Below are 26,692 nucleotides of genomic sequence, written 5' to 3'. Positions count from 1 at the left end.
AGCTGCGATTTTAACCCGTCCCGCCCGGCGACCCGCCGAGGGGTGGTGAGGGATGTCTCGCTTGCCGTCCCCCACCGCCCCCGGCGGCCCGCTCTGTGGGGACCACTGTGCGGGCCCCGACCACCCGAACGGACGGGCCGGGCGCCGGCTATCTCCCTGCCGACCCCGCCGCCCCGGGCGTCACTGCCGTACCTGGCGCGGGACCCCGGCCGTCCGGCTGCCGCGCGCCTCCGCCATCCGCTGCTCGGCGAGCCGGTCGGCTGCCGCCGCGGGCGGGATGCCGTCCGCCGCCGCCCGCTCGAATATGGCCAGCGTGGTGTCGTAGATCTTGGCCGCCTTGGCCTTCGCCCGGTCGAAGTCGAAGCCCTTGAGCTCCTCCGCGACCTGGATGACGCCACCGGCGTTCACCACGTAGTCGGGGGCGTAGAGGATGCCGCGGTCGGCGAGGTCCTTCTCGACCCCCGGGTGGGCGAGCTGGTTGTTGGCCGCGCCGCAGACGACGGTCGCCGTGAGGGCCGCGACCGTCGCGTTGTCGAGGGCCCCGCCGAGGGCGCAGGGAGCGTAGACGTCGAGCGGCGAGCGCACCAGGACGTCACTGTCTGAAACGGCCGTGACCTGCGGGAACTTCTCGATGATCGCCTCGACGGCGGCCTGCTTGACGTCGGTGACCACCACCTCCGCGCCGTCCTCCACCAAGTGCTGCACCAGGTAGCGCCCGACCTTGCCGACCCCGGCCACGCCGACCCGCCGGCCGCGCAGCGTGGGCTCGCCCCACTGGGTGCGCGCCGCGGCCCGCATGCCCTGGAAGACGCCGAACGCGGTGAGCACCGAGGAGTCGCCGGCGCCGCCGTTCTCGGGCGAGCGGCCGGTGGTCCAGCGGCACTCGCGGGCGACGACGTCCATGTCCCGCACGTACGTGCCGACGTCGCACGCGGTGACATAGCGGCCGCCGAGAGAGGCCACGAACCGGCCGTAGGCGAGCAGCAGTTGTTCGGTCTTGATCGCGTCCGGGTCGCCGATGATCACGGCCTTCCCGCCGCCGTGCTCCAGGCCCGCCAGCGCGTTCTTGTACGACATGCCGCGCGCGAGGTTGAGGGCGTCGCGGACGGCCTCCTCCTCGGAGGCGTAGGGGTGGAAGCGGGTGCCGCCGAGCGCCGGGCCCAGGGCGGTGGAGTGGAGGGCGATCACGGCCTTGAGGCCGGTCTCGCGGTCCTGGCAGAGCACGACCTGCTCGTGCCCGCCGAGTTCGGAGCCGAACAGGGTGTGCAGCACGCTCTCGGACTCGGCTTCGGAGGTGGGACGTACGTCAGTCACGGTGGTGACTCCATATGTCTCGCGCTTCGCCCTCCCGGGGGTGGAGGAGGGCCGGTTGGCACGAGGGTAGGGCCTGGCGGTCCCGCGTACGGGTCCGGTGCCGAGGATCACTCTCCCGGGCCCCCGTCCCGTGGGACGATTCGCTCCGTACGGGGAGGTCCGCACGGCCCCCCGAGGTGTCCTGCTGCTTGAGGGAGCGAGCGTGGGTCTGGCGTCGTCGGTGACCGTCCCGTACGCGGCCTATCTGCGGGTCTACGAGCCGCTGAGCGCCTTCCCGCGGGCCGAGCGCCGGTACTGGGAGGAGTACGCCCGGCGCGCGACGCTCCCCACCGCGCAGGACGAACTCCGGCGCTCGCTCGCCGACTTGCTGCCCACCCCGCCGGTGCCGGTCCCGGTGCACGAGAGCGGCGACGCCTTCGTGGCCGTCCGGGACGGCGTCGTCTGCGTCTGCCCCTGGCGCACCCGGCTGCGCGGCTGGCTGGCCCTGGAGGAGCTCGCCGAGCGGTTCCCCGGGCCGGTGCTCGACGCGGTGCTGCCGCCGGTGGTGCGGCGCCAGGCCGAGGCGGACTACGCCCGGTGGCTGGAGCGCAACCCCGACGCCCGGCCGTGGATCAGGACGGCCACCTGGCAGGTGCCGCTGCGCTGGTTCGTACTCTTCTCCGACGAGGAACGCGAGTACGGCAAGGCGTCGGAGACGGCCGGCGGCCCCGGCGGCCCGGTGCGGGAGGGGCTGGTGCTCCGCTACCGGACGGCGATGGTGGAGGCCCGGCGGCGGGTGGCCCGCGGACTGCGCACGCTGCGGGACGCCATCGAGGAGGGGCCCTTGATCGACGGCCTGGTGGACGTGGGCAGATGGCTGGAAGAGTTCCATCCGCGGTCCCTGGTGGAGCTGGACTACGGCGGGCTGGTGCATATGGTGCCGGAGGCACGGCTCGCCGACGACCGCTCCGCGGCGGACACGGCGGAGGGCCTGGCCGCGCTCCGGGCCGGGGACGGCGTCCGGGCGGGCGAGGCGTACGAGCGGCTGACGGAGCGTTGGCGCGCGGTACGGGACCGTCAGTACGCGAACTGACCGGTGGCGGCGGGGGATTAGGGAATCCAGGACCTAGGTCCTGATCCGGCCAATTGCCACAACCGTGATCTAACGCACTTACGTCAGGTCTTGCGCCCATCGCCCACCCTCGTGGCAAAATAGGACAAGGAGTCCGGGAAGGACTCCTTCCGTCCGAGTAAGGGTGGATGGATCGGTATTGCACTCCTTGGCGGGTCTGGTGACCCCTGATCCCGCTGTGACTGATCGTCACGGTGGCGTGACTGTCCGCTATGGCATGGTCCATCGGCTTCCGTCGAGGTTGAACACCTGAGAGGGCAATTCCATCGGTTTGGCCGACGTGGCTGGACAGATGGTGTAGTTGTAGTGCCGAGGACAAGCCGTTCGTCCTATAACCGACTCGGCCCGCGTCCGCCATTTCGGGCAACGCGGGTCAAGGTGCAGAATTTAGAGGAAAGAACCGATCCTGAACTCGGTTCTCCCGAGGAGGCCGCTCATGACCGCTCGCACCCCTGATGCCGAGCCGCTGTTGACCCCGGCTGAGGTTGCCACGATGTTCCGCGTGGACCCGAAGACGGTCACGCGGTGGGCGAAGGCAGGCAAGCTCACGTCGATCCGTACGCTCGGAGGCCACCGCCGTTACCGCGAGGCGGAGGTCCGGGCGCTGCTGGCAGGCATCCCGCAGCAGCGCAGCGAGTCCTGAACCACCGTATGACCGGGCGTTTTCCGGGGCCCCCAACCCGGTGACCGCCCACCCTCAGCTCCACACGTTCCACCAGGCACCACACGACTGCGGAGAACTGCCCCCAACAGGGATCCGCGCCCGGAACGGGTGACGTCGTCGATCGCGCTGGGCTCCGCCGGGTCCAGCGCGGTCTTTTTTGTGCCCGCTTCCGGATCCGTGCCGCGCCGCGGAACCCCCGGGCGTACCGCCGGCTCCCATTCGGGAATGGTTGAGCGGCCGGTGCAATTGCACATATTAAATTGACCGGTGATGACCGGGGCGTGAGTTCCGTCATCCCCGTAACTCTTTCGGTGACTCCCGTCACAGCGCCCCGAGGTTGCCGCCTGTGACCGGGCCGGTATAGAGAAGCCGACCGTCCCGTCTGTTCTCGGGAAAGGCCGGCCGCGGTGCGTCGTCGCCGGTCCTACGTCCGTACCGTACGGCCGGTCGTCCGCCGTTTCGGGGACCCACGCCGTCCGTCATGCCGCCGGGCCCTCCGCGGTGCTCCCCGGGCCGCCCTGGACGCCCGCGGGGCCGCCGGGCGCGGTCTCCAGGGCCAGCCGCAGCAGCCGGTGGCAGACTGCGCAGTGACGGGTCAGATGGCGGTAGCGGACGGACGCCGAGAGGTGGGCTCGCAGCAGCGCCCCCGTCTCGTGCCGGGGCGTGGCGGTCGGGCTGGTCGTGGTCATCGGGCGCGCACCTCCCACTGACTGGGTACCCCTGGCACGTGTCGCCGTCAAGGAGCGGTGCGGGACGGGCGGGTGGCCTCGGCCATCGGCCGGAGGCGCGGGGGAGGGGCCGGTTTCGGCCAGGCGGCGGGCCGTTGCGCGACACGCGAAGAGGCCCGCTCTCCTCGCGGAGAACGGGCCTCTTCCGATGCGGTCCTGACGGGATTTGAACCCGCGGCCTCCACCTTGACAGGGTGGCGAGCACTCCAAACTGCTCCACAGGACCTTGCTGCTTTCCCGCCTTCGCGGTGCTGCGTGGCAAGACTCTACAGCAGGTCAGGGGGTGCGGTCGAACTCGCCTTCCCGGGGCCGCCCCGATGGGCTCCCCGGGTCAGGGCGCGAGGGCGTCGATGGCCTTCACGATGCGCTTGTCCGAGACCGGGAACGCCGTGCCGAGCGCGTGCGCGAAGTAGCTCACCCGCAGCTCCTCGATCATCCAGCGGATGTCCAGGGCCTCCTGGGGCACCGGGCGCCCCTTCGGGAACTGCTCCAGCAGCCACGCGTGCTCGTCCTGCATCTCCTTGACCTTGGCCAGCCGCGCCCGGTCCCGCTCCGCGTTGGTGGGGAGCTGGGTCAGCCGCCGGTCCACGGCCACCAGGTAGCGCAGCAGGTCGGGCAGCCGGCGGACGCCGTGGGCGGTCACGAAGCCGGGCTTGATCAGCTCCGCGAGCTGCTGCTTGATGTCCGTGAGGGAGGTGAGCAGCACGGGGCTGGTGGTGGCCTTCAGCCGGCGCTCGCACGCCTGCCAGGCGGCCAGCACCTCCTGGACCTTGCGGATGGTGTCCAGCGTCACATCGACGATGTCCGCGCGGACCGCGTCGAAGAGCTTCCGGAAGCCCTCCTCGTCCCAGGCGGGCCCGCCGTGCCCGGCGATCAGCTTGTCCGCCGCACCGGCCACGCAGTCCTCGAAGAGGGCCTGGATGGAGCCGTGCGGGTTCCGGGACAGGGCGAGCTTCTGCTGGTTGCTCAGCTTGTCCTGGGCGAACTTGGCGGGATTGGAGGGCAGGTTGAGCAGGATGAGGCGGCGGGTGCCGCGCCACATGGCCTGCCGCTGCTCCTCCTCGGTGTCGAAGAGGCGGACGGCGACCGAGGCGCCCTCGTCGACCAGGGCCGGGTACGCCTTGACGGGCTGTCCCGCGCGCCGGGTCTCGAAGGTGCGCGGCAGGGCCCCGATCGTCCACTGGGTGAGCCCGGACCGCTGCTCGGGCCCGGCGGCGCTCCCGGAGGCCGTCGCGGCCTTCTCGAAGGCCCTGGTGATGGCCGCCTGCGTCTTCGGCTTCAGCCGGGTGCGCAGCGCCTCCAGGTCCTTGTCCTCGGCGATCTTCCGCTTGCGCTCGTCGACGATCCGGAAGGTGATCTTCAGGTGGTCGGGGACGCGGCTCGGGTCGAAGTCGTCCGGCTCGATCCGGACGGCGGTCATCCGGTGCAGCTCGCGGGCGAGCGCGGTGGTCAGCGGCTCCTGCACGGGGACGGTGCTGTCGAGGAAGCGCTTCGCGTAGTTCGGCGCCGGTACGCAGTTGCGGCGCAGCGGCTTCGGCAGCGAGCGGATCAGCTCCGTCACCAAGTCCTCGCGCAGGCCCGGGATCTGCCAGTCGAAGCCCTCCGGGGAGACCTGGTTGAGCACCTGGAGCGGGATGTGGACCGTCACACCGTCCGCGTCCGCCCCCGGCTCGAACTGGTACGTCACCCGGAACTTCAGCCGGCCCTGCCGCCAGGAGTCCGGATAGTCGTCCTTGGTGACCGCCTCGGCGTTCTCGTTGATCAGCATGGAGTGCTCGAAGTCGAGCAGCCCCGGCTCCTCGCGCCGCTTGTGCTTCCACCACGAGTCGAAGTGCGCGCCGGACACGACGTGTTCGGGCAGTCGCTGGTCGTAGAAGTCGAACAGCGTCTCGTCGTCCACCAGGATGTCCCTGCGGCGGGCGCGGTGCTCCAGCTCCTCGACCTCGCCGAGGAGCTTGCGGTTGTCGTGGAAGAACTGGTGGTGGGTCTTCCAGTCGCCCTCGACGAGCGCGTTGCGGATGAACAGCTCGCGGCTGGTCTCCGGGTCGATCCGGCCGTAGTTGACCTTGCGCTGCGCCACGATCGGCACGCCGTAGAGCGTCACCCGCTCGTACGCCATGACGGCCGCCTGCTTCTGCTCCCAGTGCGGCTCGCTGTAGGTGCGCTTCACCAGGTGCTGGGCGAGCGGCTCGATCCACTCCGGCTCGATCCGGGCGTTCACCCGGGCCCACAGCCGGGACGTCTCCACCAGCTCCGCCGACATGATCCAGCGCGGCGGCTTCTTGAAGAGGGCGGAACCGGGGAAGATCGCGAACTTGGCGCTGCGGGCGCCCAGGTACTCGTTCTTCTCGGTGTCCTTCAGACCGAGGTGGGAGAGCAGGCCGGCGAGCAGCGACTGGTGGACGCGCTCCGGTGCCGCGTCCTCGTCGTTCAGGTGCACGCCCATCGACTTCGCGACCGTGCGCAGCTGCGTGTAGATGTCCTGCCACTCGCGTATCCGCAGGTAGTTCAGGAACTCCGACTTGCACATGCGGCGGAACGCCGAGGACGACAGCGCCTTCTGCTGCTCGCGCACATAGCGCCAGAGGTTGAGGAAGGCGAGGAAGTCGCTCGTCTCGTCCTTGAACCGGGCGTGCTGCTGGTCCGCCTGCTGCTGCTTCTCCGACGGCCGCTCGCGCGGGTCCTGGATGGACAGCGCGGCGGCGATCACCATCACCTCGCGGACACAGCCGTTGCGGTCCGCCTCCAGCACCATGCGGGCGAGGCGGGGGTCCACGGGGAGCTGCGACAGCTTGCGGCCGAGGGGCGTCAGGCGCTTCTTCGCATCCTTCTGCTGCGGGTCGAGCGCGCCCAGCTCCTGGAGCAGGTCGACGCCGTCCTTGATGTTGCGCCGGTCCGGCGGGTCGATGAACGGGAACTTCTCGATGTCCCCGAGCCCGGCGGCGGTCATCTGGAGGATGACGGAGGCGAGGTTGGTGCGGAGGATCTCGGCGTCCGTGAACTCCGGCCGGGAGAGGAAGTCGTCCTCCGAGTACAGCCGGATGCAGACACCGTCGCTCGTCCGGCCGCAGCGGCCCTTGCGCTGGTTGGCGCTGGCCTGCGAGATCGGTTCGATCGGCAGCCGCTGCACCTTGGTGCGGTGGCTGTAGCGGGAGATCCGGGCGAAGCCGGGGTCGATCACGTACTTGATACCGGGCACGGTGAGCGACGTCTCGGCGACGTTCGTCGCGAGGACGATGCGGCGGCCGGTGTGGCGCTGGAAGACGCGGTGCTGCTCGGCGTGGGAGAGGCGCGCGTAGAGCGGCAGGATCTCCGTGAACCTCAGCTTCTTCTTCTCCAGCGCGTCCGCCGTGTCCCGGATCTCCCGCTCGCCGGAGAGGAAGACCAGGATGTCGCCGTCGCCCTCCCGCTGGAGCTCGTCCACCGCGTCGCAGATCGCCGTGATCTGGTCGCGGTCCGCGTCCTCGGAGTCCTCCTCCAGCAGCGGGCGGTAGCGCACCTCGACCGGATACGTCCGGCCGCTGACCTCGATGATCGGGGCGTCGCCGAAGTGCCGGGAGAAACGCTCCGGGTCGATCGTCGCCGAGGTGATCACGACCTTGAGGTCGGGGCGGCGGGGGAGCAGCTGGGCGAGGTAGCCCAGGATGAAGTCGATGTTGAGGCTGCGCTCGTGGGCCTCGTCGATGATGATCGTGTCGTACTGGCGCAGCTCGCGGTCGGTCTGGATCTCCGCCAGCAGGATGCCGTCGGTCATCAGCTTGACCATGGTGTCCGGGCCGACCTGGTCGGTGAACCGGACCTTCCAGCCGACGGCCTCGCCCAGCGGCGTCCGCAGCTCCTCCGCGACCCGCTCCGCCACCGTGCGGGCGGCGATCCGGCGGGGCTGGGTGTGCCCGATCAGACCCCGGACGCCCCGGCCCAGCTCCAGGCAGATCTTGGGGATCTGCGTGGTCTTGCCGGAACCGGTCTCACCCGCGACGATGACGACCTGGTGGTCGCGTATCGCCTCCAGGATCGCGTCCTTCTTCTGGCTGACCGGGAGCTGCTCGGGGTACGTGACGGCCGGCACCCGGGCCGCGCGGCGCGCCACGCGCTCCTCGGCCTGGCCGATCTCGGCCTCGATCTCGGCGAGGACCGCCTCCCGGGCCTCGGGCTTGCGGATCCGGCGGGCGCCGTCCAGCCTGCGGCCCAGCCGCTGCGCGTCGCGCAGGGACAGCTCGGACAGGCGCGCGGCGAGGCCGGCAGGGGTGAGGGCAGGCTGCGTAGACATACGGACCCCAGGATCGCACCAGGCGGGACGAAGCGGCGAACGCATTTCCCCGGCGGGGTGCGGGAGATCGTACGAAGAAGGCCCCGATCCTAGGATCGGGGCCTTCTGACTATGGCTGGGGCCGGGGTCGAACCGGCGACCTTCCGCTTTTCAGGCGGACGCTCGTACCAACTGAGCTACCCAGCCACGCAAGCACCGGGATGCTTGCAGCGGTCCTGACGGGATTTGCGGTACCCGATCGCGGCTGCGCCGCGGGCGCGGCCCCCACCTTGGCAGGGTGGCGGGCGGGGGGCGGGGGCGGTGGTGCGCGGCCGAAAACACTGAGACCCCCGTCCGAAGACAGGGGCCTCTTTGTGGCTGGGGCCGGGGTCGAACCGGCGACCTTCCGCTTTTCAGGCGGACGCTCGTACCAACTGAGCTACCCAGCCACGCAAGCATCGGGATGCTTGCAGCGGTCCTGACGGGATTTGAACCCGCGGCCTCCACCTTGACAGGGTGGCGAGCACTCCAAACTGCTCCACAGGACCTTGCTATGTGCGAGCACTAGTCTCGCACACGGTACAGCGTGCCCCCAACGGGATTCGAACCCGTGCTACCGCCTTGAAAGGGCGGCGTCCTGGGCCACTAGACGATGAGGGCTGAATGGCCCACCTGGGCGCTTTGCGGCGCCTCGGGGACGTGAGAAGCATATGGGATGTCGGGAGCGAACGCCAAAACGGTTTGCCGAGGCCAACCGCGGCACGGGTCCCGGCGGCCGGAGAAGGCCCCGCGCGCGCCCCGCCGCCGCGGCCCTCCGTGGCGGACAATGGCGAGCGTGCTGGAGATGACGCGCGAGGAGTTCGAGGAGCTGGTCGCCGAGGGGCTGGACCGGATCCCGCCGGAGCTGACACGGCTGATGGACAACGTCGCCGTGTTCGTCGAGGACGAGCCCCCGGCGGACGACCCGGAGCTGCTCGGGCTCTACGAGGGGACGCCCCTGACGGAGCGCGGCGAGTGGTACGCGGGCGTGCTGCCGGACCGGATCACCGTCTACCGCGGTCCCACGCTGCGGATGTGCGCGACGCGGGAGGAGGTCGTCGCGGAGGTGGAGGTCACCGTGGTGCACGAGGTGGCGCACCACTTCGGCATCGACGACGAGCGGCTGCACGCGCTCGGGTACGGCTGAGTCCGGACGGCGGGCGCGCGCGGGGTGACCGTGCGGGGGCGGCGTCGGGCTTCGGGATGCCGGGGGTGCGGCGTACGTCCCGGCTTCGTAGCGGCCGCGCCCGCCCCGGCGGGCGCCCGCGCGGCGCGGATGACGCCGGAGGCGCGGGTTCCGTCTTGGGCCGGTGCGGCGGGGCGCGTGTCCTGGGCGGTGCGGGGCCAGTTGGGCAGGGAGCCTGTCCCCGCGAGTCCCGAAGGCGGTCCCTCCCATGCGCGCGATTCCCGTGCACTCCGAACCCCCCGCGGGCCGGGTGCACCCGGCGTCCGGCCGGCTGCGGTCGGCCGCCACCCGCCTCGCGGCGGTGGCCGTGGCGACCCTGACCCTCGGCGGCTGCATGAGCGTGAGCGAGCCCGGTCGGCCGGCGCCCTCCGTGTCGGGGCGGCAGCGGGAGGCCGGGGCCCGGCCGGACGGCGGGAAGACGGCGCCGGACGGCCGGCCGGAGCGGGCGGACGCCAAGGGGGTGCGGGGCGCCGGCGGGAGCCCGGGGGTCAAGGACGCGCGCGACGGGTCGTCGAGCGCCGCTCCGTCCGCCGGCGCGGACGCGGGGTCGCAGTCGGCGCCCTCGCCGCAGGGCAAGCCCGCCAAGCCGGGCGACCGGAAGAAGCCCCCCGCGTCGGGCGCGTCGCCCGCCCCCGCGAAACCGCCCGCCTCGCCCGCGCCGCCCAGTCGGCCGGCCCCCGATCCGGACCCGCCGGTTCCGCCGTCGCCGCCCGCCCCCACCTCCGACTCGCCCGCCCCGCATCCGACGCCGCAGGCCGGGCCGGTCGCCTAGGCGGGCGGGAGGGCGCTGTGGGGCGGGTCACGGGGGTGGCGGGAAGGACGGGGTTGCGCTCGACGGTGTCGAGTGCGTATGGTGGTAGATCGTTTGATCCCATTTGCCCGGCGCCTGTCAGATGCGCGCCGTGTGGCGCGTTCCTTACCTTGCCGTGGCTGACCGCATCGAGGCGGTCATTTGTGAAGCCGACACGGAGCTTGGGCGCGTGCCGAAACTCCGGAAGGTTTCGCATTTCGCATGTCCATTTCCACTGACCAGACCGTCATGCCCGAGGTCGACGAGACGATCGTCGAGTCCCTTGAGGCCACCGCGACCGATGTCGTCGCGGAGACCGCCGAGACCGCCGAGGCGGCTGAGGCCACCGAGCCGACGATCACCTTCGCCGACCTGGGCCTGGACGAGGCGATCGTCCGCAAGCTCGCCCAGAACGGCGTCACCACCCCCTTCCCGATCCAGGCGGCGACCATCCCGGACGCCCTGGCCGGCAAGGACATCCTGGGCCGCGGCCGCACCGGCTCCGGCAAGACCCTCTCGTTCGGTCTGCCGCTGCTGTCGATCCTCGCGGGCGGCCACACCGAGAAGAAGCGCCCGCGCGGTCTGATCCTCACCCCGACCCGCGAGCTGGCGATGCAGGTCGCCGACGCCCTCCAGCCCTACGGCGACGTCCTCGGCCTGAAGATGAAGGTCGTCTGCGGCGGTACGTCCATGGGCAACCAGATCTACGCCCTGGAGCGCGGTGTCGACATCCTCGTCGCCACCCCGGGCCGCCTGCGCGACATCATCAACCGCGGCGCCGCCTCGCTCGACAAGGTCCAGGTCGCCGTCCTCGACGAGGCCGACCAGATGGCCGACATGGGCTTCCTGCCCGAGGTCACCGAGATCCTCGACCTGGTGCCGACCGGCGGCCAGCGCCTGCTGTTCTCCGCGACGCTGGAGAACGAGATCGACACCCTGGTCAAGCGCTACCTGGTCGACCCGGTCACGCACGAGGTCGACCCGTCCGCCGGCGCGGTCACCACCATGACCCACCACGTCCTCGTCGTGAAGCCGAAGGACAAGGCGCCGGTCACCGCCGCCATCGCCGCCCGCAAGGGCCGCACCATCATCTTCGTCCGCACCCAGATGGGCGCCGACCGCGTCGCCGAGCAGCTGCTCGACGCCGGTGTCCGCGCGGACGCGCTGCACGGCGGCATGACCCAGGGCGCCCGTACCCGCGTCCTGGAGGACTTCAAGGCCGGCCGCGTCAACTGCCTGGTCGCCACCGACGTCGCCGCCCGCGGCATCCACGTGGACGGCATCGACCTGGTCCTCAACGTGGACCCGGCCGGCGACCACAAGGACTACCTGCACCGCTCCGGCCGTACGGCCCGCGCCGGCCAGTCCGGCACGGTCGTCTCGCTGGCCCTGCCGCACCAGCGCCGCCAGATCTTCCGCCTGATGGAGGACGCGGGCGTGGACGCCTCGCGCCACATCGTCGGCGGCGCCGGCGCCTTCGACCCCGAGGTCGCCGAGATCACCGGTGCCCGCTCGCTCACCGAGGTGCAGGCCGACTCGGCCGCGAACGCCGCCAAGCAGGCGGAGCGCGACCTGGCCGACCTCAACCGTCAGCTGGAGCGCGCCCAGCGCCGCGCCACCGAGCTGCGCGAGGAGGCCGACCGCCTGCTGGCCCGCGCCGCCCGTGAGCGCGGCGAGGACCCGGAGGCCGCCGTGGCCGCCGCCGCCGAGGAGGCCGCCGCCGAGGCCGCCCGGATCGCGGAGGAGGCCGCTGCCGCCGCCGTGCCCGCGCAGGCCGAGCGCCGCGACGAGCGGGGCAACTTCGAGCGCCGCTCGGGCGGTTTCCGCCGGGACGACCGCGAGGACCGGGGCGACCGCGGCGGGTTCCGTCGCGACGACCGCGGCGACCGTGGTGACCGCGGTGGCTTCCGCCGTGACGACCGCCGCGACGACCGGGGCGACCGCGGCGGTTTCCGCCGGGACGACCGCGGCGACCGTGGTGACCGCGGTGGCTTCCGCCGTGACGACCGCCCGTCCGGTGGTTTCCGCCGCGAGGAGCGTCGCGACGACCGTCCGTTCAACCGCGACCGTCGCGACGACCGCCCCTCCGGTGGCTTCCGCCGTGACGAGCGCGACGACCGTGGCGGCGACCGCGGCGGCTTCCGCCGTGACGACCGCCGTGACGACCGTCCGTTCAACCGCGACCGCCGCGACGACCGGCACTCCGGCGGTTTCCGCCGGGACGACCGTCCGTCCGCCGGCTTCCGCCGTGACGACCGCCCGTCGGGCGGCTACCGCTCCGGCGGCGGCGACCGTCCGTTCAACCGCGACCGTCGTGACGACCGCCCGTCCGGTGGCCACCGCTCCGGCGGCGGCGACCGCCCGTACGGCCGCCGTGACGACCACCGCGGCGCCGGCTCGTCGTTCGACCGCCGTGCCGACAAGCCGCGCTGGAAGCGCAACGGCTGATCATTCGATCGGGAACGGCAAGCACCCTTCCCACCAGCGGAACTGAGGGCCCGTACGGCGCCCCGGTAGCGGAAGGGCTCCTTCCTGGAGCCCTTCCGGAAAAGTGCCGGGGATAACGACTCGGGATCCGGTGCCCTGCCGGGCTATGCTGCGGGGTGCGGGCCGTTAGCTCAATTGGCAGAGCAGTGGACTTTTAATCCATTGGTTGTGGGTTCGAGTCCCACACGGCCTACTACCCGATGAGGTCACAGCACCACCTGTGACCTGCATCTTTTCGCCCCGGCTGGGTTTCTCCAGCCGGGGCGAAGCCGTGTTTTCGGGCTTCTGCGTGAGCGATGCGTGAGCGGCGGTGCTTTCGCCCGCTGCCGAGCGCGCCCGGGGGACCAATCGCGCTGCGGCCTCGGCCACCTCGCGATCGACTTCCGGGAGCAGGCTCGTGTACGTATCCGAGGTGAGCTTGATGGAGGACTGCCGCAAGGTCTCCTTGATGGTGTGAATGTCCCCACCACCGCCGTGAATCAGGGTTGCGGCTACGTGACGTAGGTCACGGAGATTGATCGGCGGCAATCCGGCCGCCTTGGAGATCCGCCGGAAGGCTTCGGACACCTTCTCGGGATGCAGCCAGGAACCGTCCTCTTCCGTGAAGACCTTGCCCGTGTCGACCCACGCCGCGCCCGTCAGGCGTGCGACGGCAGCCTCGCCGGTCGCCGGGTCGCCCTGTGGGGAGCCGCCTTCAAGCCCGGCACCGACGACGTCCGCGACTCGCCCGCCCTCGCCGTGGCCGCTGACCTTCACGCCGCTGGGGCCTCGGTCGCCATCCACGACCCCAAGGCCCTGCCCACAGTCCGCCGCCAAGCCCCCGAGCTGGAATGCGTCGACGACTTCGAGCGGGTTCTGGACGGCGCTGACGTTCTGCTGCACCTGACCCACTGGCCGCAGTACGCCGACGCCGACCCCGAACTCCTCATCGCCAAGCCAGCCCAGTACCGACTGGTGGACGCACGCGGCACCCTCGACGCCCGCCGCTGGACCGACGCCGGATGGGTCTACCAGGGACTCGGGTACGCACTGACGAGCTGAACGACATTCCCGCACGTGGGCGCGCAGCCACCTGTTGCGGTCCTTCACCGGGCTCGCGTCCCCGGTCACCAGGAGACGCGAGGCCGCTCGTTCTTCAGATGACCTCGATGGTCGTGGACGGCGAGGTCTGGCCGCCGACGGAGAACTCCCCGCTGGTGGGGCCCAGGGGGTGTCATCGCCGGTGCTCACGCAGACACACCTGGCCGGGTGCGCGCCACCAGTGGGGATGGCCAGGTCGACGTCGGAGAAGGTCAGGCACTGCCCGTCGGCGGAGAGGGTTCCCATGTACGCGGTGGAGGGGGCGTTGCCGTCCTGGACGGTCAGCCTGATCATGGACCGCCCGATCCGCCGGTCCCTCGGCGGCTGGGGCCCGCTCGTCCAGGCCCGCGCCGCCGGGCTGACCACGTTCGCCTCGTCACCGCTGCACGGCGGCGAACTGATCGATCTGATGCCCCCCGAGCTGGTGGAGCTCATCCGGCCCGGCCTCTCCCCGGCTGCCGCGTGCCTGCTGGTGGCCGCGTCAACCCCGAGCCTGGACATCATCCCTCCTAACAGCCAGCAGTTCCGGGCATTGGGCTGAGGCAGCCGCCGCCCAGCGGTCGCGGACCGTCGTCCGCCCGCCGGGGACTCCGGCGAGTACATCGAGCGACCGCCGGGGATCGGCCCACCACTCGTCGGGCGTCCAACGGTAGGGGCGACGGCCGCCCCAGGACCCTTCTCCAGAACTGTGGCGGCCCGCTCCGGGCCGTGGCAGGCGCAGAAGCTGGAGAGCTACGAGCCGTCAGCTGGCGGCACGGTGTACCTGCGAGGGATGGGCCTCACCGCGCAACCCGTTCCGGCCCCACGTCACGCACAGGGCTGATCGGGCTGCTTTTGAGGTTTGTCGGGCAGTGGGGCTGTTCGGGCGGCCGGAGTCCCCGCGGAACAACCCGTCCAGCCGTCAACGCTGCTCCCGAACAGCGGGTACTGGTGAACCATGACCGGCACCTTCACCACCCGCATTGTCGACGTGACAACAGGCTCCGCCGAGACCATGCACGACCTGACGAACGCGTGCACCGCGTTCCTCCGGGAGGTCGCTCACGGGCGAGATGGGCTGCTGAACGTCTTCACCCCGCACGCGACGTCCGGTCTGGCGGTCATCGAGACCGGCGCGGGTAGCGACAACGACCTGTTGGCGGCCCTCCGCGAGGTTCTTCCCGCGGACGACCGTTGGCGGGACCGTCACGGCGGTTCGGGCCCCGGCCGTGATCACATGCTCCCGGCTCTGGTGCCGCCGCACGCCACACTGCCCGTGATCGGTGGTGGGTTGGGGTTGGGGACCTCGCAGGCCGTCGTTGTGGTGACCACCGACCAGGGCGGCCCCGACCGCCAGGTCCGGCTGTCCTTCCTCGGCTGACCCGAGCCGTCGCCTCGACGTTCAGGTCCGCGGGGTGCTGCCGGTGTCGATGAGGATCTGTTCGGCCCGGGTGACGTTGTCGGCCCGTACGGCTCTGGCCATCGCGACGCGTGCCGCGTCGGGCGTGGCGTCGGGTGGGACCACCAGCAGGGCGAAGTGGTCGTTCTCGCCCCGGGTGATGAGGACCGTGTCGTCACCGACCGGGAAGGAATCGATGCGCACGACCCGGTCCTCGATGATCAGCCGGGTCGGGAGCTCTTCCCAGGCGCTCGCGTCCAGGCCGACGCGCGTGATGGGGCCGACATGCTCGGTCAGGGCGGTGATCAGGCCGGGAAGCTCGGCACCGATGTCACGGGAGCGCGGCCACCACGCGCCGTCCAGGATTCCCCCGCGCTCCCGTGTCGTCTCCAGCCGCAGGAGGGCCGTCCCGGGTTTCACGGCATGGTGGATCGCGTCCGGCAGAAGTCCGGGGAGGCGTGGAGTGTCGGAATCGGCCATGGCCTGCTCGCCTGCCTCCGAGGGTTCGGCGTCTTCGTTCGTCGTCCGGGGTGCGTCGCAGTCACCGGGCGAGCCGCTCGCAGTAATCCCACCGTACTCCGCAGGCCGGTGGCCGGCTCGCCCACTCGACCCGCGCGCGCCTGCGCTCCCGAAAATTGCCTGGTCGCGCAAGGTCTGCAGGTCGCCTACCGGAGTAGGGTGGAGAGACCGGGAACACCTCGTACACCGGCCTCCACGCGGGTGTCGTTCCCGGCGAGTCACAACGCCGGGCAGTCGACGACGAGCCCGGGGACAGGTCCGCATCATGATCGTGACCACCGGCTCTGCGACCGCTGATGAGCGTGCCCCCTCGCCGCCCGCTCGCCTGTCCCTGACGCCGGGGACGGCGTCGGGCCTGCTGGACGGGGCCTGGTGGCCCCGCTCTCGCGACCTGGCCCGTGAGCTCCCCGCACTGGCGGAGAGGCTGGACCACTCCTGGGGGCGGGTCACCCGCGTCACGGTGAATCCGGCCTTCTGGCCCGTGATCCCGCGCAAGGTTCCCGTCAAGGGGCACACGGTGCATGTGGGCTGGTTCACCAATGAGCAGGACCCGCACAAGCTCCTGCTGTTCTCCTACTCCGCGGACCGCCTGGACCTGCTGATCATCCCGCCGGAGACCGAGCCGGCCGCGGCCGCCCGGCTGATGTCCGCCGCGACCACCCCCGGAAGCCTCCTCACCGCGAGCCGGCTGATGGAGGACGAACGAGCGGCCGCCGACGCGACGGAGTCACGGGACCGCGAAGAGGAGTGGGAGACGGAGGGCGGGACCGCGCCGCCCCCGGCCGGGCACCCGACCGGGCCTCCGCGCTCCGCCCAAGGGATGTGAGGACCGTGGAGACCGCCGTCACCCTGGCCGTGATGCTCATCGTGATCGCTGTGGGGGCCTTCCTGATCCACCGGCTCAACGCCCAGCACGACGAAAGAATCGCGGGCTTCCGCTACAGCGGTGTCCTGCCGTGGCGCGACAGCAGGAGCCGGAACCGCCCGCGGTCGGCCATCGGCCCCGCCGGGCCTCTTCGCGCCCGAAACCGCCACGAGCAACCACATGGGGACCGCAGGCGACTCCGCCTCTTCTCCGGCCGGAGGAAGTGACCATGACGTCCGCACGCACCACCCCCATACCAGCGGAGCCGGTGCCGCCGGCAGGGCGCGCCGACATCCGCATCACCGCCGCGTCCCCCGAGACCGCCCGCCGCGTCGCGGAAGTCCTCCGGCGCTGCTTCGATTCCACCGAGCAACGCAGCTATCCGGCCGGCCGCGAAGGCGGTACCCGGCTCCACCTCACCGTCGACACCACGCGTCCCGCCGAGCCCGCGCGATCCTGGCTGGCGACCAGCCGGAGCGTGGCGGCCGATCACCCGCAGGACGACGAAGCCTGACAGTCCGTGCACGCCCCCGCACATGCCCCCAGGTCAGTGACCTGAGGGCACCAGTGAATCGCCGACTCGACCTGATCGGCGTGGGCTCCGCGTGGAGGAAGCTCCGCACCCGGCCGGGCTGCCCCGCACATGAGGAGGGTTCCACACGGTGGGTGCCGCGACCTTCTCATCCCGGAGGGCGAAGCTCGCGAAAGGACCGTACCGTTGGCCCATGAGCGTCTTCATCAAACTGGTGGAAAATCGCCCACCGAAGGAATACGCGAACGATCGGACGGCGGACATCTCCTACGACGACACCGTCGAGGGCAACGCCGAGATCAGTTACCAGTACGACGTACTTCCCGGCGGCATCCTGAGGATCCTGCGGGCCACAAGAGGAGAGGAAGCCGTCATCCACGCGGTCTACGCCCCGGGCCTGTGGTTCCGCGTCGAGGGCCTCTGTCGCGGCACTACGGAATAGCGGCCTCCCATGCGCAGCTGCCGATCATGGACCTGTGTCGTTGTCCATCTCCTTCACGGACGGAGCAACGTGGCTCCCAGTCCCGTTGCGGGCGGGTCCGACTGGCACAAAGGCGCAGGTCAGCCCTCGCAATCACTTCCGGATCGTGTTCAGGGGACGCGCGCCCGGTGCGTGCCGCCGTTCCGCCGTCTCACACCCCGGCGCGTGTTTCACGCCGCCGCGCGCGACGGGTCGTACGCGTACCCGACGTGCCGCACCGTCACGATCGTCTCGCGGTGCCCCGGCCCCAACTTGCCGCGCAGCCGGGCGATGTGGACGTCCACGGTGCGTCCGCCGCCGACGCAGGTCGGGCCCCAGACGGAGACCAGCAGCTGGCGCCGGGTGTGCACCTGGTGCGGGCGGCCGACCAGGTGTGCGAGGAGTTCGAACTCCCGGCCGGTGAGCCGCAGTTCCCGGCCCTCGACGACGGCCGTGCGCCGCCGGTAGTCCAGGGCGACCCGGTGGCCGGCCGGGCGCGGCGGACGGCTGAGGGTCCGCGGGGGGCGCAGGGACATCTCGTGCGGGGACATCTCGATCCTCCTCTGACCCCGGGGAGGCGGTCGCCTCCCACCGGCGGTAAGAAGAGGGGGCCCGGGCGCGGGTTGCCTCGGCGCCGGCCGTGTCCACAACATCCTCACGCTTGGCGGGTCCTGTGCCCTTCCGGTCCGCGGGCCGGGGGCCTTCCGCCCGCGGGCCGGCGACCGGATCCGGTCAGCCCTGGCCGACGTCGAGCCGGGTGATCCGTCCGTCGGTGATCTGGAAGTGCCAGTACGTCCCGTGCAGGTCCGCCCGGTCCGAGCGGAAGCGGCCGAGCAGGTACCGCCCGTGCTGCCGCTCCTCCGCCACCTCCAGCCGCCCGCGTGCCTCGAACACCTCGCGTTCCGCCCAGGAGCGCAGGTCCTGGAGGGCGCCGTCGTCGGTGAGCTCGGCATCGGCGGCGAAGGAGCCGTAGAAGGTGTCCCGGTCGCCGTCGCGCATGGCGACGACGAGCGCGCGGACGACCGGTTCGCTGAGTTCCTCGGGGGGCGGGGCGGCGGTCACGGCGGCCTCCTGCGCGTCGGGTCCCGGTGGGCGGTGCCGCGGGCCCCGCTCGGCGCCCGGCACACGTCTTCGACTGTAGGCCGGGGGCCCGGGGGGCGCGCGTTCGCCGGTCAAACGGGCGCCTCGGCGGATGCGGCGAACCCGCCCCTGCCCCGTGTTCGCGCCGCTACCGTAAGTGCGCGGGGTGGGCAGGAGAAGGCCGGGAGGTCGAGGGGCATGGAGCAGATGCGCACGGGCGGGGGAGCGAACCGGGGTGGTGGCCCGACACCCGCCGAGCACGTCGCCGGACTGCTCGCACGCGCGCAGAACGGGTTCGAGATCGGCGAGCCGCTGCTGGAGCGGCTGCGCACCGCGCTGATGCATCAGGCCGAGCTCCGCTCGTACCGCCAGCGCAACGACGGCGACCGTCCGCTGCGGTGCAACACGTACCGGCACGTCTTCCTCCTCGCGGACGGCAGCAGCCTGCTGCTGTACGAGCTGGAGCACGACACCGGGCCGAGCGAGGACCTGCTCTACGAGCTGTACGCCCGCGAGGACGCCCTGGACGAGGCCGAGCGCCGGGTCCACGAGCGGATCGGCGGCGGCATCGGCCCCGGTGCCGAGGACGAGGAGCTGCCGGCCTGGCTGGCCGAGGAGCTGCTGCTCGCCATGGGCCCGGTGCGGCCCCGCCGCGAGTACGTCTCCGAGGCGTCCCCCGACCACGCCCGGCGGCTGCTGCGCCGTGCCGAGAACCCGGACGGGCCCGGCGAGGTGGTCGGCGAGATCCTGCGGGGCGCCCTGGGTCACCACATCGCGCTGATCACCAAGCCGCGGCGGCGCGGTCCGGACCGGGACGCCACCTGGTGCCGGTTCTACGAGCACGCGTTCCTGCTGGAGGGCGGGGGCGAGGTCTCGCTCTGGGAGCTGGAGCACAACATGACGTCCGACGGGCGGCTGGTGTGCGAGGTGTACCTGGACGAGGCGGAGGCGGAGGTGGCGGCGGACCGGCACGCTCGGGCTCTGGGGGTCGAGTTATAGGGCGTGGCGCGGGAGAGTGCGGCCGGTGAGACGGGCGTCACAGCGCGGCCCGTTCGCCGTGTGCTACTGTCGACGAAGTTGCAGTTGTGGTACCCATGAACTCGTGTGCGCCTCGGCCATGTAGCCGAAGGCGCATTTTTGTTTTGCCGGTCTATTCCGGCGTGGGGCCATCCCATTCCCAAGGAGATAGACATGGCTACTGGCACCGTGAAGTGGTTCAACTCGGAGAAGGGCTTCGGCTTCATCGAGCAGGACGGCGGCGGCCCGGACGTCTTCGCCCACTACTCGAACATCGCCTCCACCGGCTTCCGTGAGCTCCTCGAGGGCCAGAAGGTGTCCTTCGACGTCACGCAGGGCCAGAAGGGCCTGCAGGCGGAGAACATCGTCACCATCTGACGCCCGCGGCCCTAGGCCGCACTCCGCGCGGCGCGTCCCGCCACACCGCTGGACGCGCCCCGCATGAGGCATCACGCAATGGGGCCCGCACCATCTGGGTGCGGGCCCCATTGTGCCCCCCGCACCAAGCGCGCCCAGGCTCACTCCGGATACGGAACGTGGGAGCCCGCATCGGGCGTGCCACCCCCTTGAGGGAAGGTTCCCCGCATGACCCGCTCCGCCCGTCCCGCCCGCCAGCCGCGCCCCCGCGGCGGCCAGCAGCCGTCCCGGCGCAAGCCGGCACCGGCCGCCGCCCCGGCGGAGTTCGAGACCCCGGTGAGCACGACGCCCGCGCTGCCGCCGGTGGAGTCCTTCGACGAGCTCGGCCTGCCCGCCGGGCTGCTGACCACCCTGACCCGCGAGGGCGTCACCGCGCCCTTCCCGATCCAGGCCGCCACCCTCCCGAACTCGCTCGCGGGCCGCGACGTCCTCGGCCGCGGCCGTACCGGCTCCGGCAAGACGCTGGCCTTCGGCCTGGCCCTGCTGGCCCGTACCGCCGGCCGGCGCGCCGAGCACCGCCGGCCGCTCGCGCTCGTCCTCGTCCCCACCCGCGAGCTGGCCCAGCAGGTCACCGACTCGCTCGCCCCGTACGCCACCGCCGTGAACCTGCGGACGGCCACCGTGGTCGGCGGCATGTCCATCGGCCGGCAGGCCAACCAGCTCGCGCGTGGCACCGAGGTGCTGGTGGCCACGCCCGGCCGGCTGGCCGACCTGATCCAGCGGGGCGACTGCTCGCTGGCCGACGTGGCGATCACCGTGCTCGACGAGGCCGACCAGATGGCCGACATGGGCTTCCTGCCCCAGGTCACCCGGCTGCTGGAGCAGGTCGCCCCGGGCGGCCAGCGGATGCTGTTCTCCGCGACGCTCGACCGCAACGTCGACCGGCTCGTCCGCCGGTTCCTCAGCGACCCCGTCACCCACTCGGTGGACCCCTCGGCGGGCGCGGTGGTGACGATGGAGCACCACCTGTTCCACCTCGCGGACGAGACCACGAAGAAGGACACGGTGACCCGGATCGCCGCCCGTGAGGGGCGCGTGATCATGTTCGTGGACACCAAGCGCGGGGCCGACCGGCTGACCAAGCGGCTGCTGTCGCAGGGCGTGCGCGCGGCGGCGCTGCACGGCGGCAAGAGCCAGCCGCAGCGCAACCGGACCCTGGAGCAGTTCCGCACCGACCAGGTCACCGCGCTGATCGCGACCAACGTCGCGGCCCGCGGCATCCACATCGACGGCCTGGACCTGGTCGTCAACATCGATCCGCCCGTGGACCACAAGGACTACCTGCACCGCGGCGGCCGGACGGCCCGCGCGGGGGAGTCCGGCACGGTGGTCACCCTGGTGCTGCCGGAGCAGCGGCGCGAGATGACCCGCATGATGGCGAACGCCCAGATCACGCCGCAGGTGTCCCGGGTGCAGCCCGCGGACGCCGAGGTCAGCCGGGTCACCGGGGCGCGTGAGCCCAGCGGGGTGCCCGTGGTGATCGCGCCGCCGCCGCAGCCGGCCCCGGCCCGTAAGGCGTCCTCGGGCTCGGCCTCGTCCGGCTCGTCGTCGTCCTCGCGCTCGGGTCGCGGGCGCGGGCGCGGCCGCGGACGCTCCGGCGCGGGCTCGGAGACGGGCGCCGAGCAGAGCACCACCGGCGCGCGCGGCCCCCGCCGCCGCCCCCGCCCGGACGGCGCCGCCCCGGCTCCCCGCGGCGGCGGCCGCTCGCGGCGCCCGTCGGCGGGCTGAGACACGGCGGCTCCTCGGGAGCCGCCTATCAGCCGCCGGGCTGCCGGTCCGCCGGGCTGTCCGGCTCGGGGCGCCCTCACCCTTCGTACGCCCGCGTCCGCGCCGTCGCGCGCCCGCACGGACCACCTCCGATGGACGCCGCCCCTCCCTGCCCCGACGCTGGGAGGGAGCAGCGGAGGCCGGCCGGGTCGGGCGTCGGCCGGGTCAGGGAGCGCACGGTGGGGAAGCGAGACGGGTCCGAGCGCCCGGGGCACCCGGAGCACCCGGCGGACGCGGGCCCGACCATGCTGTGGCGCGCCGCCTGCTGGCTGCCCGCCCTGCTGCTCGTCGCCGGGGAGGTCTTCGCCTTCCTCACCCCTCCCAACTACAACTCCGCCCCCTTCTTCTCCGCCGCTCCCCTCGTCGCCGCCTCCCTGCTCTCCGCCCGGGCCACCGCCGTGACGGCGGTGATCGCCGTCCTGGCGTCCGTGGACATCACCGTCCACCGCGGCTCCCCGAGCACCGGCGAATCGGTCACCGAGAACGTCACCGTGCTGACCGTCGCCCTCCTCGCCCTGGGCATCAACCGCGTGGTGCGCCGCAGCGACAGCCGCCTGCGCTCCGCCCGCGGCATCGCCGAGGCCGCGCAGCGCGCCGTCCTGCCCGCCCCGCCGGCCCGGCTCGACGGGCTGCGCGTCGCGGCCCGGTACGTGGCGGCGCAGGCCGACGCCCGGATCGGCGGCGACCTGTACGCCGTCCAGGACACCCCGCACGGCATCCGGCTGATCGTCGGTGACGTGCGCGGCAAGGGGCTGGGCGCCGTGGAGGCCGTCGCGGTGCTGATCGGCGCGTTCCGCGAGGCGGCGGAGGGGGAGCCGACGCTGGACGGCGTCGCGCAGCGACTGGAGCGCGCCCTGTGGCGGGAGGGCGGCCGACGGGCCGGCATCGACCAGTTCGAGGGCTTCACGACCGCCGTCCTGGCGGAGGTGCCGCACGGCGACGTACCGGTCGTCCGGCTGGTGAACCGCGGCCACCCGCCCCCGTTGCTGGCCCACCCGGACGGCACGGTGACCGAGGTCCCGCCGAGCGCGCACGCGCTGCCGCTGGGCATGGGCGAACTGGGGGACCAGCCGGAGGGGCCGGACCGGGTGGAGGAGCGCCCGTTCCCGCCGGGGACGACGCTGCTGCTGTTCACCGACGGGGTGACGGAGGCGAGGGACGCGGCGGGCGTCTTCTACGACCCCGTGCGGCGGCTCGCGGGGCGGCACTTCCGGAGCCCGGACGCGCTGCTCGACCACCTCGTGGCCGACGTCGACCGGCACACCGGCGGGCACGGCGACGACGACATGGCCCTGCTGGCCGTCCGGCGCACCGAGCACCACCACCCGCCCGTACCCCGCCGCACTGCGGCCACGCTGCATAACGAGTGACACACCATCAGTGGATATCGCCGGCAGATCTTGCCAACGGGCCCGTGGATTCACGCTTTCGGCTTGGAAACAACCAGTCCTGTCTATTAACGTTCGATAACGCAGCGCGTTCCTCATACCGCCGCACAAAGCGGCACCGCGCGCTTTCGCCGAATCCCGTGGGTACGGCCCGTGGGCACGAGAGGGAACCGGGGAACCACCAGCCCTCGGGATCGCACCGGGCCGCGCCCGGCCCGTCGGGGACTTCCTTCTCCGGTCTGCTCCGCACCCTCCCGGTTCCCGAACGTCCCGGGGACTTCCACCGCTGACGCGGCAGGCGAGAGGGAAGGAAAGGAGAGCGCCCCCGTGGCGTCCAACAGGTCCGCAGGCGGAGACGGTTCGCACGGCTCCTGGGCGGAGTCCCCCTACGGGGACGAACCCGGCTCCTCCCCCGCCCCGCCCCCTCCGGGCGGCGCCGACGGCTCGTTCGGCGGCTCGTTCGGCGGCTCTTTGGAAGGGCAGGGTCCGTACGACGCGTACGGATCTTTTGAATCACCCGGCACTTCCGGCTCTCCCGCTCCTTACGGTGCGTACGACACCTACGACACCTTCGGTACTCCCGATTCCTATGACGGCATCGGAACGCCCGGAGAGACGGAAGAGACCGGTGCGGGCGTGGTGGATGACGGCGTGAACGCGGAATCCGTTGCTCCGGCCGGGCCCGGTGCGGAGTACGAGCCTCCGGTCCGCGGCCGGCACCGCGTCCCCAAACAGCGCGGCGGCTCCATGGCACGCAGCGGCGCGGTCCTCGGCGTCGGCGTGATCGCCGCGGTCGGCGCCGGCGGCATGGCCAACGCGCAGGAGCGCCCGGCGGCCATATCCGTGCCGGACGTCTCCCACCTGCCGGGCGCCGGCCCGTACCTGATCGACGACGGGGACGACGACGAGGCCGCCGCTCCGGCGCACGCCGAGCCCGATGCGCACCAGGCCGCTGCTGCCGCCGCCGACGCTTCCCACACCACTGTCGACGCTTCCCACGCCACCTCCGACGCTTCCAGCGCCGCCGCCGATGCCTCCGACGCCGGTGAGGCGCTGCGGGCCCGCATCCTCCAGCAGGCCGATCACCAGCGGCACTCCGCCGACGCGGAGGCGACGCACGAGACGCAGGAAGCACACCAGGCACACCAGACGCATCAGACGCCTCAGGCACAGGAGCGGGCCGCCGCGGACGCCCAGCGGATGGCGGCGGCGAAGGCCACCGCGGACCGGAAGGCCCGGACCACGGCGCAGGCGGCGCACGCCGCGACCGCCCGGACCGCCGCCGCGCACCCCACGGCGTCGCAGCATGCCGACGGCGCGGCGCACGCCGGTCGGCCGCACGCCGCGGGGAACGCGGCGAAGGCCCGGGCGGAGGCCACGGCCGCGGCCCAGTCCTCGGTGGTCAAGGCGACCGGCCAGGCCCAGGCCGAGGCGCGGCGCACCGCCGAGCGGATCACCGCCGCGCGGGCCAAGCGCACCTACGTCCTGCCGGTCTCCTCGTACCGGATCACCGCCCGCTTCGGCCAGGCCGGCGGCATGTGGTCCCACCGGCACACCGGCACGGACTTCGCCGCCCCCACGGGCACCCCGGTCAAGGCCGTGCACGGGGGCACGATCGCCCACGCCGGCTGGGCGGGTTCGTACGGCTACCGCATCGTGCTGCGCCTCGACGACGGGACGGAGCTGTGGTTCTGCCATCTGTCGTCCATCGTCAGGACGAAGGGCAAGGTCGCCGCCGGGCAGGTCATCGGCCGCGTCGGGGCGACGGGCAACGTCACCGGGGCGCATCTGCACCTGGAGGTCCGGCCGCACGGCGGGCACCCCGTCGATCCGCTGCACTGGCTGCGGTCGAAGGGGCTGCGCCCGTAGGTCGCGTACGCCGGGCCCCGGGCCCGCGGTGGCGGCCGGGCGCCGCCCGCGCGGGCCCGGGGCTCGAAGGTCCGCCCGTGCGCCGTGATCGTCCCCCCGCACCCCGATCCGGAAATTTGCCGCGAATGTTCCGAGTGCGATCGGGAACTCAGATTGTGTGACGACCGCGACCATCAGCACTTCTGTGCCTGCGCGCCTGGACCGGCTGCCCTGGTCCCGGTGGCACTGGACTGTGGTGATCGGGCTGGGCACGGTCTGGATCCTCGACGGCCTGGAGGTCACGGTCGTCGGCAACATCGCGGGACGCCTCTCCGAGCGCGGGAGTGGACTGCCCATCACCGGGGCCCAGGTGACCGGTGTGGCCGCCGCGCTCTACGTGGCGGGCGCCTGCCTGGGGGCGCTGTTCTTCGGGCGGTTGACCGACCGGTTCGGCCGTAAAAAGCTGTTCATGGTGACCCTCGCGGTCTACCTGGGGGCGACGGCCCTGACGGCGTTCTCGTACTCGTCCTGGTGGTTCTTCGCCTTCCGCTTCCTCACCGGATTCGGCATCGGCGGCGAGTACGCGGCCATCAACTCGGCCGTGGACGAGCTGATCCCGGCCCGCTACCGGGGTCGCGTCGACCTCGTCATCAACGGCAGCTTCTGGCTGGGCGCCATCGCCGGCTCGCTGCTGTCGATCGTCCTCCTGGACACCCGGATCTTCCCCAAGGACATCGGCTGGCGGCTGACGTTCGGACTGGGCGTGGTGCTCGGCCTCGTCATCCTGCTCGTCCGCCGGCAGGTTCCGGAAAGCCCCCGCTGGCTGTTCATCCACGGGAAGGCCGAGGAGGCCGAACGGCTGGTCGACGCCATCGAGCGGCGCATCGAGGCGGACAAGGGCATCACACTGGCACCCGCCACCGGGCGGATCACCATTCGCCAGCGCAAGCGCACGGGATTCCGGGCCATCGCCCGTACGGTCTTCACGGACTACCGGCGGCGCGCCGTTCTCGGCCTCGCCCTCTTCATCGGCCAGGCGTTCCTCTACAACGCCATCACCTTCGGGTTCGGGGAGATCCTCACCAAGTTCTTCGGCGTCGCCACCGCGCGCACCGGATACTTCTTCGCGGTCATGGCGCTGGGCAATTTCCTCGGTCCGCTTTTCCTCGGCAAACTGTTCGACACTGTCGGCCGACGCGTGATGATCTCTTCCACGTTCCTGCTGTCCGGGGCGCTGCTCTTCGTCACCGCGTGGCTCTTCGACGCCGGTCATCTGACCGCCAACACCCTGACCGCCTGCTGGTGCGTCGTCCTCTTCTTCGCCTCCGCCGGCGCGAGCAGCGCCTACCTCACGGTCTCCGAGGTGTTCCCGACGGAGACGCGGGCCATGGCCATCGCCTTCTTCTACGCGGTGGGCACGGCGGCCGGCGGCATCAGCGGCCCCCTGCTCTTCGCCGAGCTGACGACGACGGGCGTGGTGGGCGACGCCGTACTGGCCTTCCAGATCGGCGCGACGCTGATGTGCCTGGCCGGGGTGACCGCCGCCTTCCTGGCGGTACGCGCCGAGGGCCGCTCCCTGGAGGACATCGCCACCCCGCTCTCCGTCCAGCCCGATCCGCTGCCGCCCTCACCGGCCTCGCCCTCGTCGTCGCGCTGGGGCAGCACCCTCCGGGCCGGGCCGGGCGGAGAGCCGGCGCCGGCGCCGGTGTCGGAGGACTGAGCCGGCGTGACGCGTGCGGACAGCGGACGGAGGCCGGCGGAGGAATACGTTCC

24 protein-coding genes, 6 tRNA genes and 1 pseudogene are annotated in these 26,692 nt (G+C 72.2%); 19 read left to right on the top strand and 12 right to left on the bottom strand.

Annotated elements, in window-relative coordinates; translation table 11 throughout:
- Positions 1-180 precede the first annotated feature (180 nt).
- Positions 181-1,314 (bottom strand): Leu/Phe/Val dehydrogenase, encoded by a 1,134-nt coding sequence (locus tag J7W19_RS15025; protein WP_004947847.1) that lies wholly within the window; start codon positions 1,312-1,314, stop codon positions 181-183.
- Between the two features lie 202 nt (positions 1,315-1,516).
- On the opposite strand from J7W19_RS15025, the gene J7W19_RS15020 reads away from it, so the two are divergent.
- Entirely contained in the window at positions 1,517-2,386 is an 870-nt protein-coding gene (locus J7W19_RS15020; RefSeq protein WP_004947849.1) for a hypothetical protein, read from the top strand.
- Between the two features lie 475 nt (positions 2,387-2,861).
- Positions 2,862-3,068 (top strand): developmental transcriptional regulator BldC, encoded by a 207-nt coding sequence (bldC, locus tag J7W19_RS15015; RefSeq protein ID WP_003980577.1) that lies wholly within the window; start codon positions 2,862-2,864, stop codon positions 3,066-3,068.
- Between the two features lie 500 nt (positions 3,069-3,568).
- Here bldC and J7W19_RS15010 read toward each other — a convergent pair whose 3' ends face one another.
- From J7W19_RS15010 to J7W19_RS14980, 7 genes are all read right to left on the bottom strand, one after another.
- Positions 3,569-3,778, bottom strand: a complete 210-nt coding sequence (locus tag J7W19_RS15010) for a DUF6274 family protein (protein ID WP_004947853.1) — start codon at positions 3,776-3,778, stop codon at positions 3,569-3,571.
- A 190-nt stretch (positions 3,779-3,968) separates the two neighbouring features.
- A tRNA-Asp gene (locus J7W19_RS15005) sits at positions 3,969-4,043 on the bottom strand.
- A gap of 105 nt (positions 4,044-4,148) precedes the next feature.
- Positions 4,149-8,087 carry an ATP-dependent RNA helicase HrpA gene (hrpA, locus tag J7W19_RS15000; protein ID WP_004947855.1) on the bottom strand — a complete coding sequence of 1,313 codons (3,939 nt, stop codon included), beginning with the start codon at positions 8,085-8,087 and terminating at the stop codon, positions 4,149-4,151.
- A gap of 112 nt (positions 8,088-8,199) precedes the next feature.
- Positions 8,200-8,273 (bottom strand) — tRNA-Phe (locus J7W19_RS14995).
- A gap of 168 nt (positions 8,274-8,441) precedes the next feature.
- Positions 8,442-8,515, bottom strand: a tRNA-Phe gene (locus J7W19_RS14990).
- A gap of 24 nt (positions 8,516-8,539) precedes the next feature.
- Positions 8,540-8,614: transfer RNA gene (locus tag J7W19_RS14985), tRNA-Asp, on the bottom strand.
- A 39-nt stretch (positions 8,615-8,653) separates the two neighbouring features.
- Positions 8,654-8,726, bottom strand: a tRNA-Glu gene (locus J7W19_RS14980).
- A 175-nt stretch (positions 8,727-8,901) separates the two neighbouring features.
- Between J7W19_RS14980 and J7W19_RS14975 the strand changes: the two genes are divergently transcribed.
- The 4 genes from J7W19_RS14975 to J7W19_RS14960 all read left to right on the top strand — a co-directional run bounded on the left by J7W19_RS14975 (position 8,902) and on the right by J7W19_RS14960 (position 12,761).
- Positions 8,902-9,252: a metallopeptidase family protein gene (locus tag J7W19_RS14975; protein WP_004947857.1), complete on the top strand. Its 351-nt coding sequence runs from the start codon at positions 8,902-8,904 to the stop codon at positions 9,250-9,252.
- Positions 9,253-9,499: 247 nt separating this feature from the next.
- Complete coding sequence (locus J7W19_RS14970) at positions 9,500-10,063, top strand: hypothetical protein (RefSeq protein ID WP_004947867.1); 564 nt, start codon at positions 9,500-9,502, stop codon at positions 10,061-10,063.
- A gap of 240 nt (positions 10,064-10,303) precedes the next feature.
- On the top strand, positions 10,304-12,529 hold the full coding sequence (locus tag J7W19_RS14965) for a DEAD/DEAH box helicase (RefSeq protein ID WP_004947868.1): 2,226 nt from the start codon (positions 10,304-10,306) through the stop codon (positions 12,527-12,529).
- A 159-nt stretch (positions 12,530-12,688) separates the two neighbouring features.
- A tRNA-Lys gene (locus J7W19_RS14960) sits at positions 12,689-12,761 on the top strand.
- 137 nt (positions 12,762-12,898) lie between these two features.
- Here the strand turns inward: J7W19_RS14960 and J7W19_RS32955 are convergent.
- A pseudogene (locus J7W19_RS32955) lies at positions 12,899-13,198 on the bottom strand (site-specific integrase); the annotation flags it as partial.
- Here J7W19_RS32955 and J7W19_RS14955 point away from each other — a divergent pair.
- From J7W19_RS14955 to J7W19_RS14945, 3 genes are all read left to right on the top strand, one after another.
- The gene (locus J7W19_RS14955) at positions 13,145-13,609 is read left to right on the top strand and encodes a UDP binding domain-containing protein (RefSeq protein WP_004947870.1); all 465 of its coding nucleotides are present in this window, start codon (positions 13,145-13,147) and stop codon (positions 13,607-13,609) included. The pseudogene J7W19_RS32955 and the gene J7W19_RS14955 overlap by 54 nt on opposite strands.
- 283 nt (positions 13,610-13,892) lie before the next feature.
- Positions 13,893-14,189, top strand: coding sequence for an aldo-keto reductase family protein (locus J7W19_RS14950; RefSeq protein WP_201768232.1), 297 nt, complete (start codon positions 13,893-13,895; stop codon positions 14,187-14,189).
- A 396-nt stretch (positions 14,190-14,585) separates the two neighbouring features.
- Positions 14,586-15,008, top strand: a complete 423-nt coding sequence (locus J7W19_RS14945) for a YjbQ family protein (protein WP_004947873.1) — start codon at positions 14,586-14,588, stop codon at positions 15,006-15,008.
- A gap of 21 nt (positions 15,009-15,029) precedes the next feature.
- Here J7W19_RS14945 and J7W19_RS14940 read toward each other — a convergent pair whose 3' ends face one another.
- Positions 15,030-15,506: a DUF5994 family protein gene (locus tag J7W19_RS14940; protein WP_004947874.1), complete on the bottom strand. Its 477-nt coding sequence runs from the start codon at positions 15,504-15,506 to the stop codon at positions 15,030-15,032.
- 304 nt (positions 15,507-15,810) lie between these two features.
- Between J7W19_RS14940 and J7W19_RS14935 the strand changes: the two genes are divergently transcribed.
- The 4 genes from J7W19_RS14935 to J7W19_RS14920 all read left to right on the top strand — a co-directional run bounded on the left by J7W19_RS14935 (position 15,811) and on the right by J7W19_RS14920 (position 17,384).
- Positions 15,811-16,371: a DUF5994 family protein gene (locus J7W19_RS14935; protein WP_004947876.1), complete on the top strand. Its 561-nt coding sequence runs from the start codon at positions 15,811-15,813 to the stop codon at positions 16,369-16,371.
- Positions 16,372-16,376: 5 nt separating this feature from the next.
- Positions 16,377-16,637 (top strand): hypothetical protein, encoded by a 261-nt coding sequence (locus J7W19_RS14930; protein ID WP_040890699.1) that lies wholly within the window; start codon positions 16,377-16,379, stop codon positions 16,635-16,637.
- A 2-nt stretch (positions 16,638-16,639) separates the two neighbouring features.
- Positions 16,640-16,924: a hypothetical protein gene (locus J7W19_RS14925; protein ID WP_004947881.1), complete on the top strand. Its 285-nt coding sequence runs from the start codon at positions 16,640-16,642 to the stop codon at positions 16,922-16,924.
- A 211-nt stretch (positions 16,925-17,135) separates the two neighbouring features.
- Positions 17,136-17,384 (top strand): hypothetical protein, encoded by a 249-nt coding sequence (locus J7W19_RS14920; protein ID WP_004947884.1) that lies wholly within the window; start codon positions 17,136-17,138, stop codon positions 17,382-17,384.
- 209 nt (positions 17,385-17,593) lie between these two features.
- Here the strand turns inward: J7W19_RS14920 and J7W19_RS32950 are convergent, their stop codons facing one another.
- Together J7W19_RS32950 and J7W19_RS14910 are read right to left on the bottom strand one after the other, a co-directional pair.
- The gene (locus J7W19_RS32950; protein ID WP_004947889.1) at positions 17,594-17,953 is read right to left on the bottom strand and encodes a winged helix-turn-helix domain-containing protein; all 360 of its coding nucleotides are present in this window, start codon (positions 17,951-17,953) and stop codon (positions 17,594-17,596) included.
- A 181-nt stretch (positions 17,954-18,134) separates the two neighbouring features.
- A complete protein-coding gene (locus J7W19_RS14910) occupies positions 18,135-18,464 on the bottom strand; it encodes a hypothetical protein (protein ID WP_040890704.1) in 330 nt (109 codons plus the stop codon).
- Between the two features lie 216 nt (positions 18,465-18,680).
- On the opposite strand from J7W19_RS14910, the gene J7W19_RS14905 reads away from it, so the two are divergent.
- The 6 genes from J7W19_RS14905 to J7W19_RS14880 all read left to right on the top strand — a co-directional run bounded on the left by J7W19_RS14905 (position 18,681) and on the right by J7W19_RS14880 (position 26,639).
- Positions 18,681-19,481, top strand: a complete 801-nt coding sequence (locus J7W19_RS14905) for a DUF6227 family protein (RefSeq protein WP_004947893.1) — start codon at positions 18,681-18,683, stop codon at positions 19,479-19,481.
- 192 nt (positions 19,482-19,673) lie between these two features.
- On the top strand, positions 19,674-19,877 hold the full coding sequence (locus J7W19_RS14900; protein ID WP_004954428.1) for a cold-shock protein: 204 nt from the start codon (positions 19,674-19,676) through the stop codon (positions 19,875-19,877).
- Positions 19,878-20,084: 207 nt separating this feature from the next.
- Positions 20,085-21,644 carry a DEAD/DEAH box helicase gene (locus J7W19_RS14895; RefSeq protein WP_004954425.1) on the top strand — a complete coding sequence of 520 codons (1,560 nt, stop codon included), beginning with the start codon at positions 20,085-20,087 and terminating at the stop codon, positions 21,642-21,644.
- A gap of 218 nt (positions 21,645-21,862) precedes the next feature.
- Positions 21,863-23,053, top strand: a complete 1,191-nt coding sequence (locus J7W19_RS14890) for a PP2C family protein-serine/threonine phosphatase (RefSeq protein ID WP_004954421.1) — start codon at positions 21,863-21,865, stop codon at positions 23,051-23,053.
- Positions 23,054-23,398: 345 nt separating this feature from the next.
- The gene (locus tag J7W19_RS14885; protein ID WP_233478109.1) at positions 23,399-24,940 is read left to right on the top strand and encodes a M23 family metallopeptidase; all 1,542 of its coding nucleotides are present in this window, start codon (positions 23,399-23,401) and stop codon (positions 24,938-24,940) included.
- Positions 24,941-25,124: 184 nt separating this feature from the next.
- A complete protein-coding gene (locus J7W19_RS14880; protein ID WP_411848836.1) occupies positions 25,125-26,639 on the top strand; it encodes an MFS transporter in 1,515 nt (504 codons plus the stop codon).
- The last annotated feature ends 53 nt before the right edge of the window (positions 26,640-26,692 follow it).

It is taken from the genome of Streptomyces mobaraensis NBRC 13819 = DSM 40847 (assembly GCF_017916255.1).
Classification (GTDB): Bacteria; Actinomycetota; Actinomycetes; order Streptomycetales; family Streptomycetaceae; genus Streptomyces; species Streptomyces mobaraensis.
The sequence above is the reverse complement of the archived record's forward strand: the minus strand, read 5'-3'. Positions and strand labels throughout refer to the sequence as shown.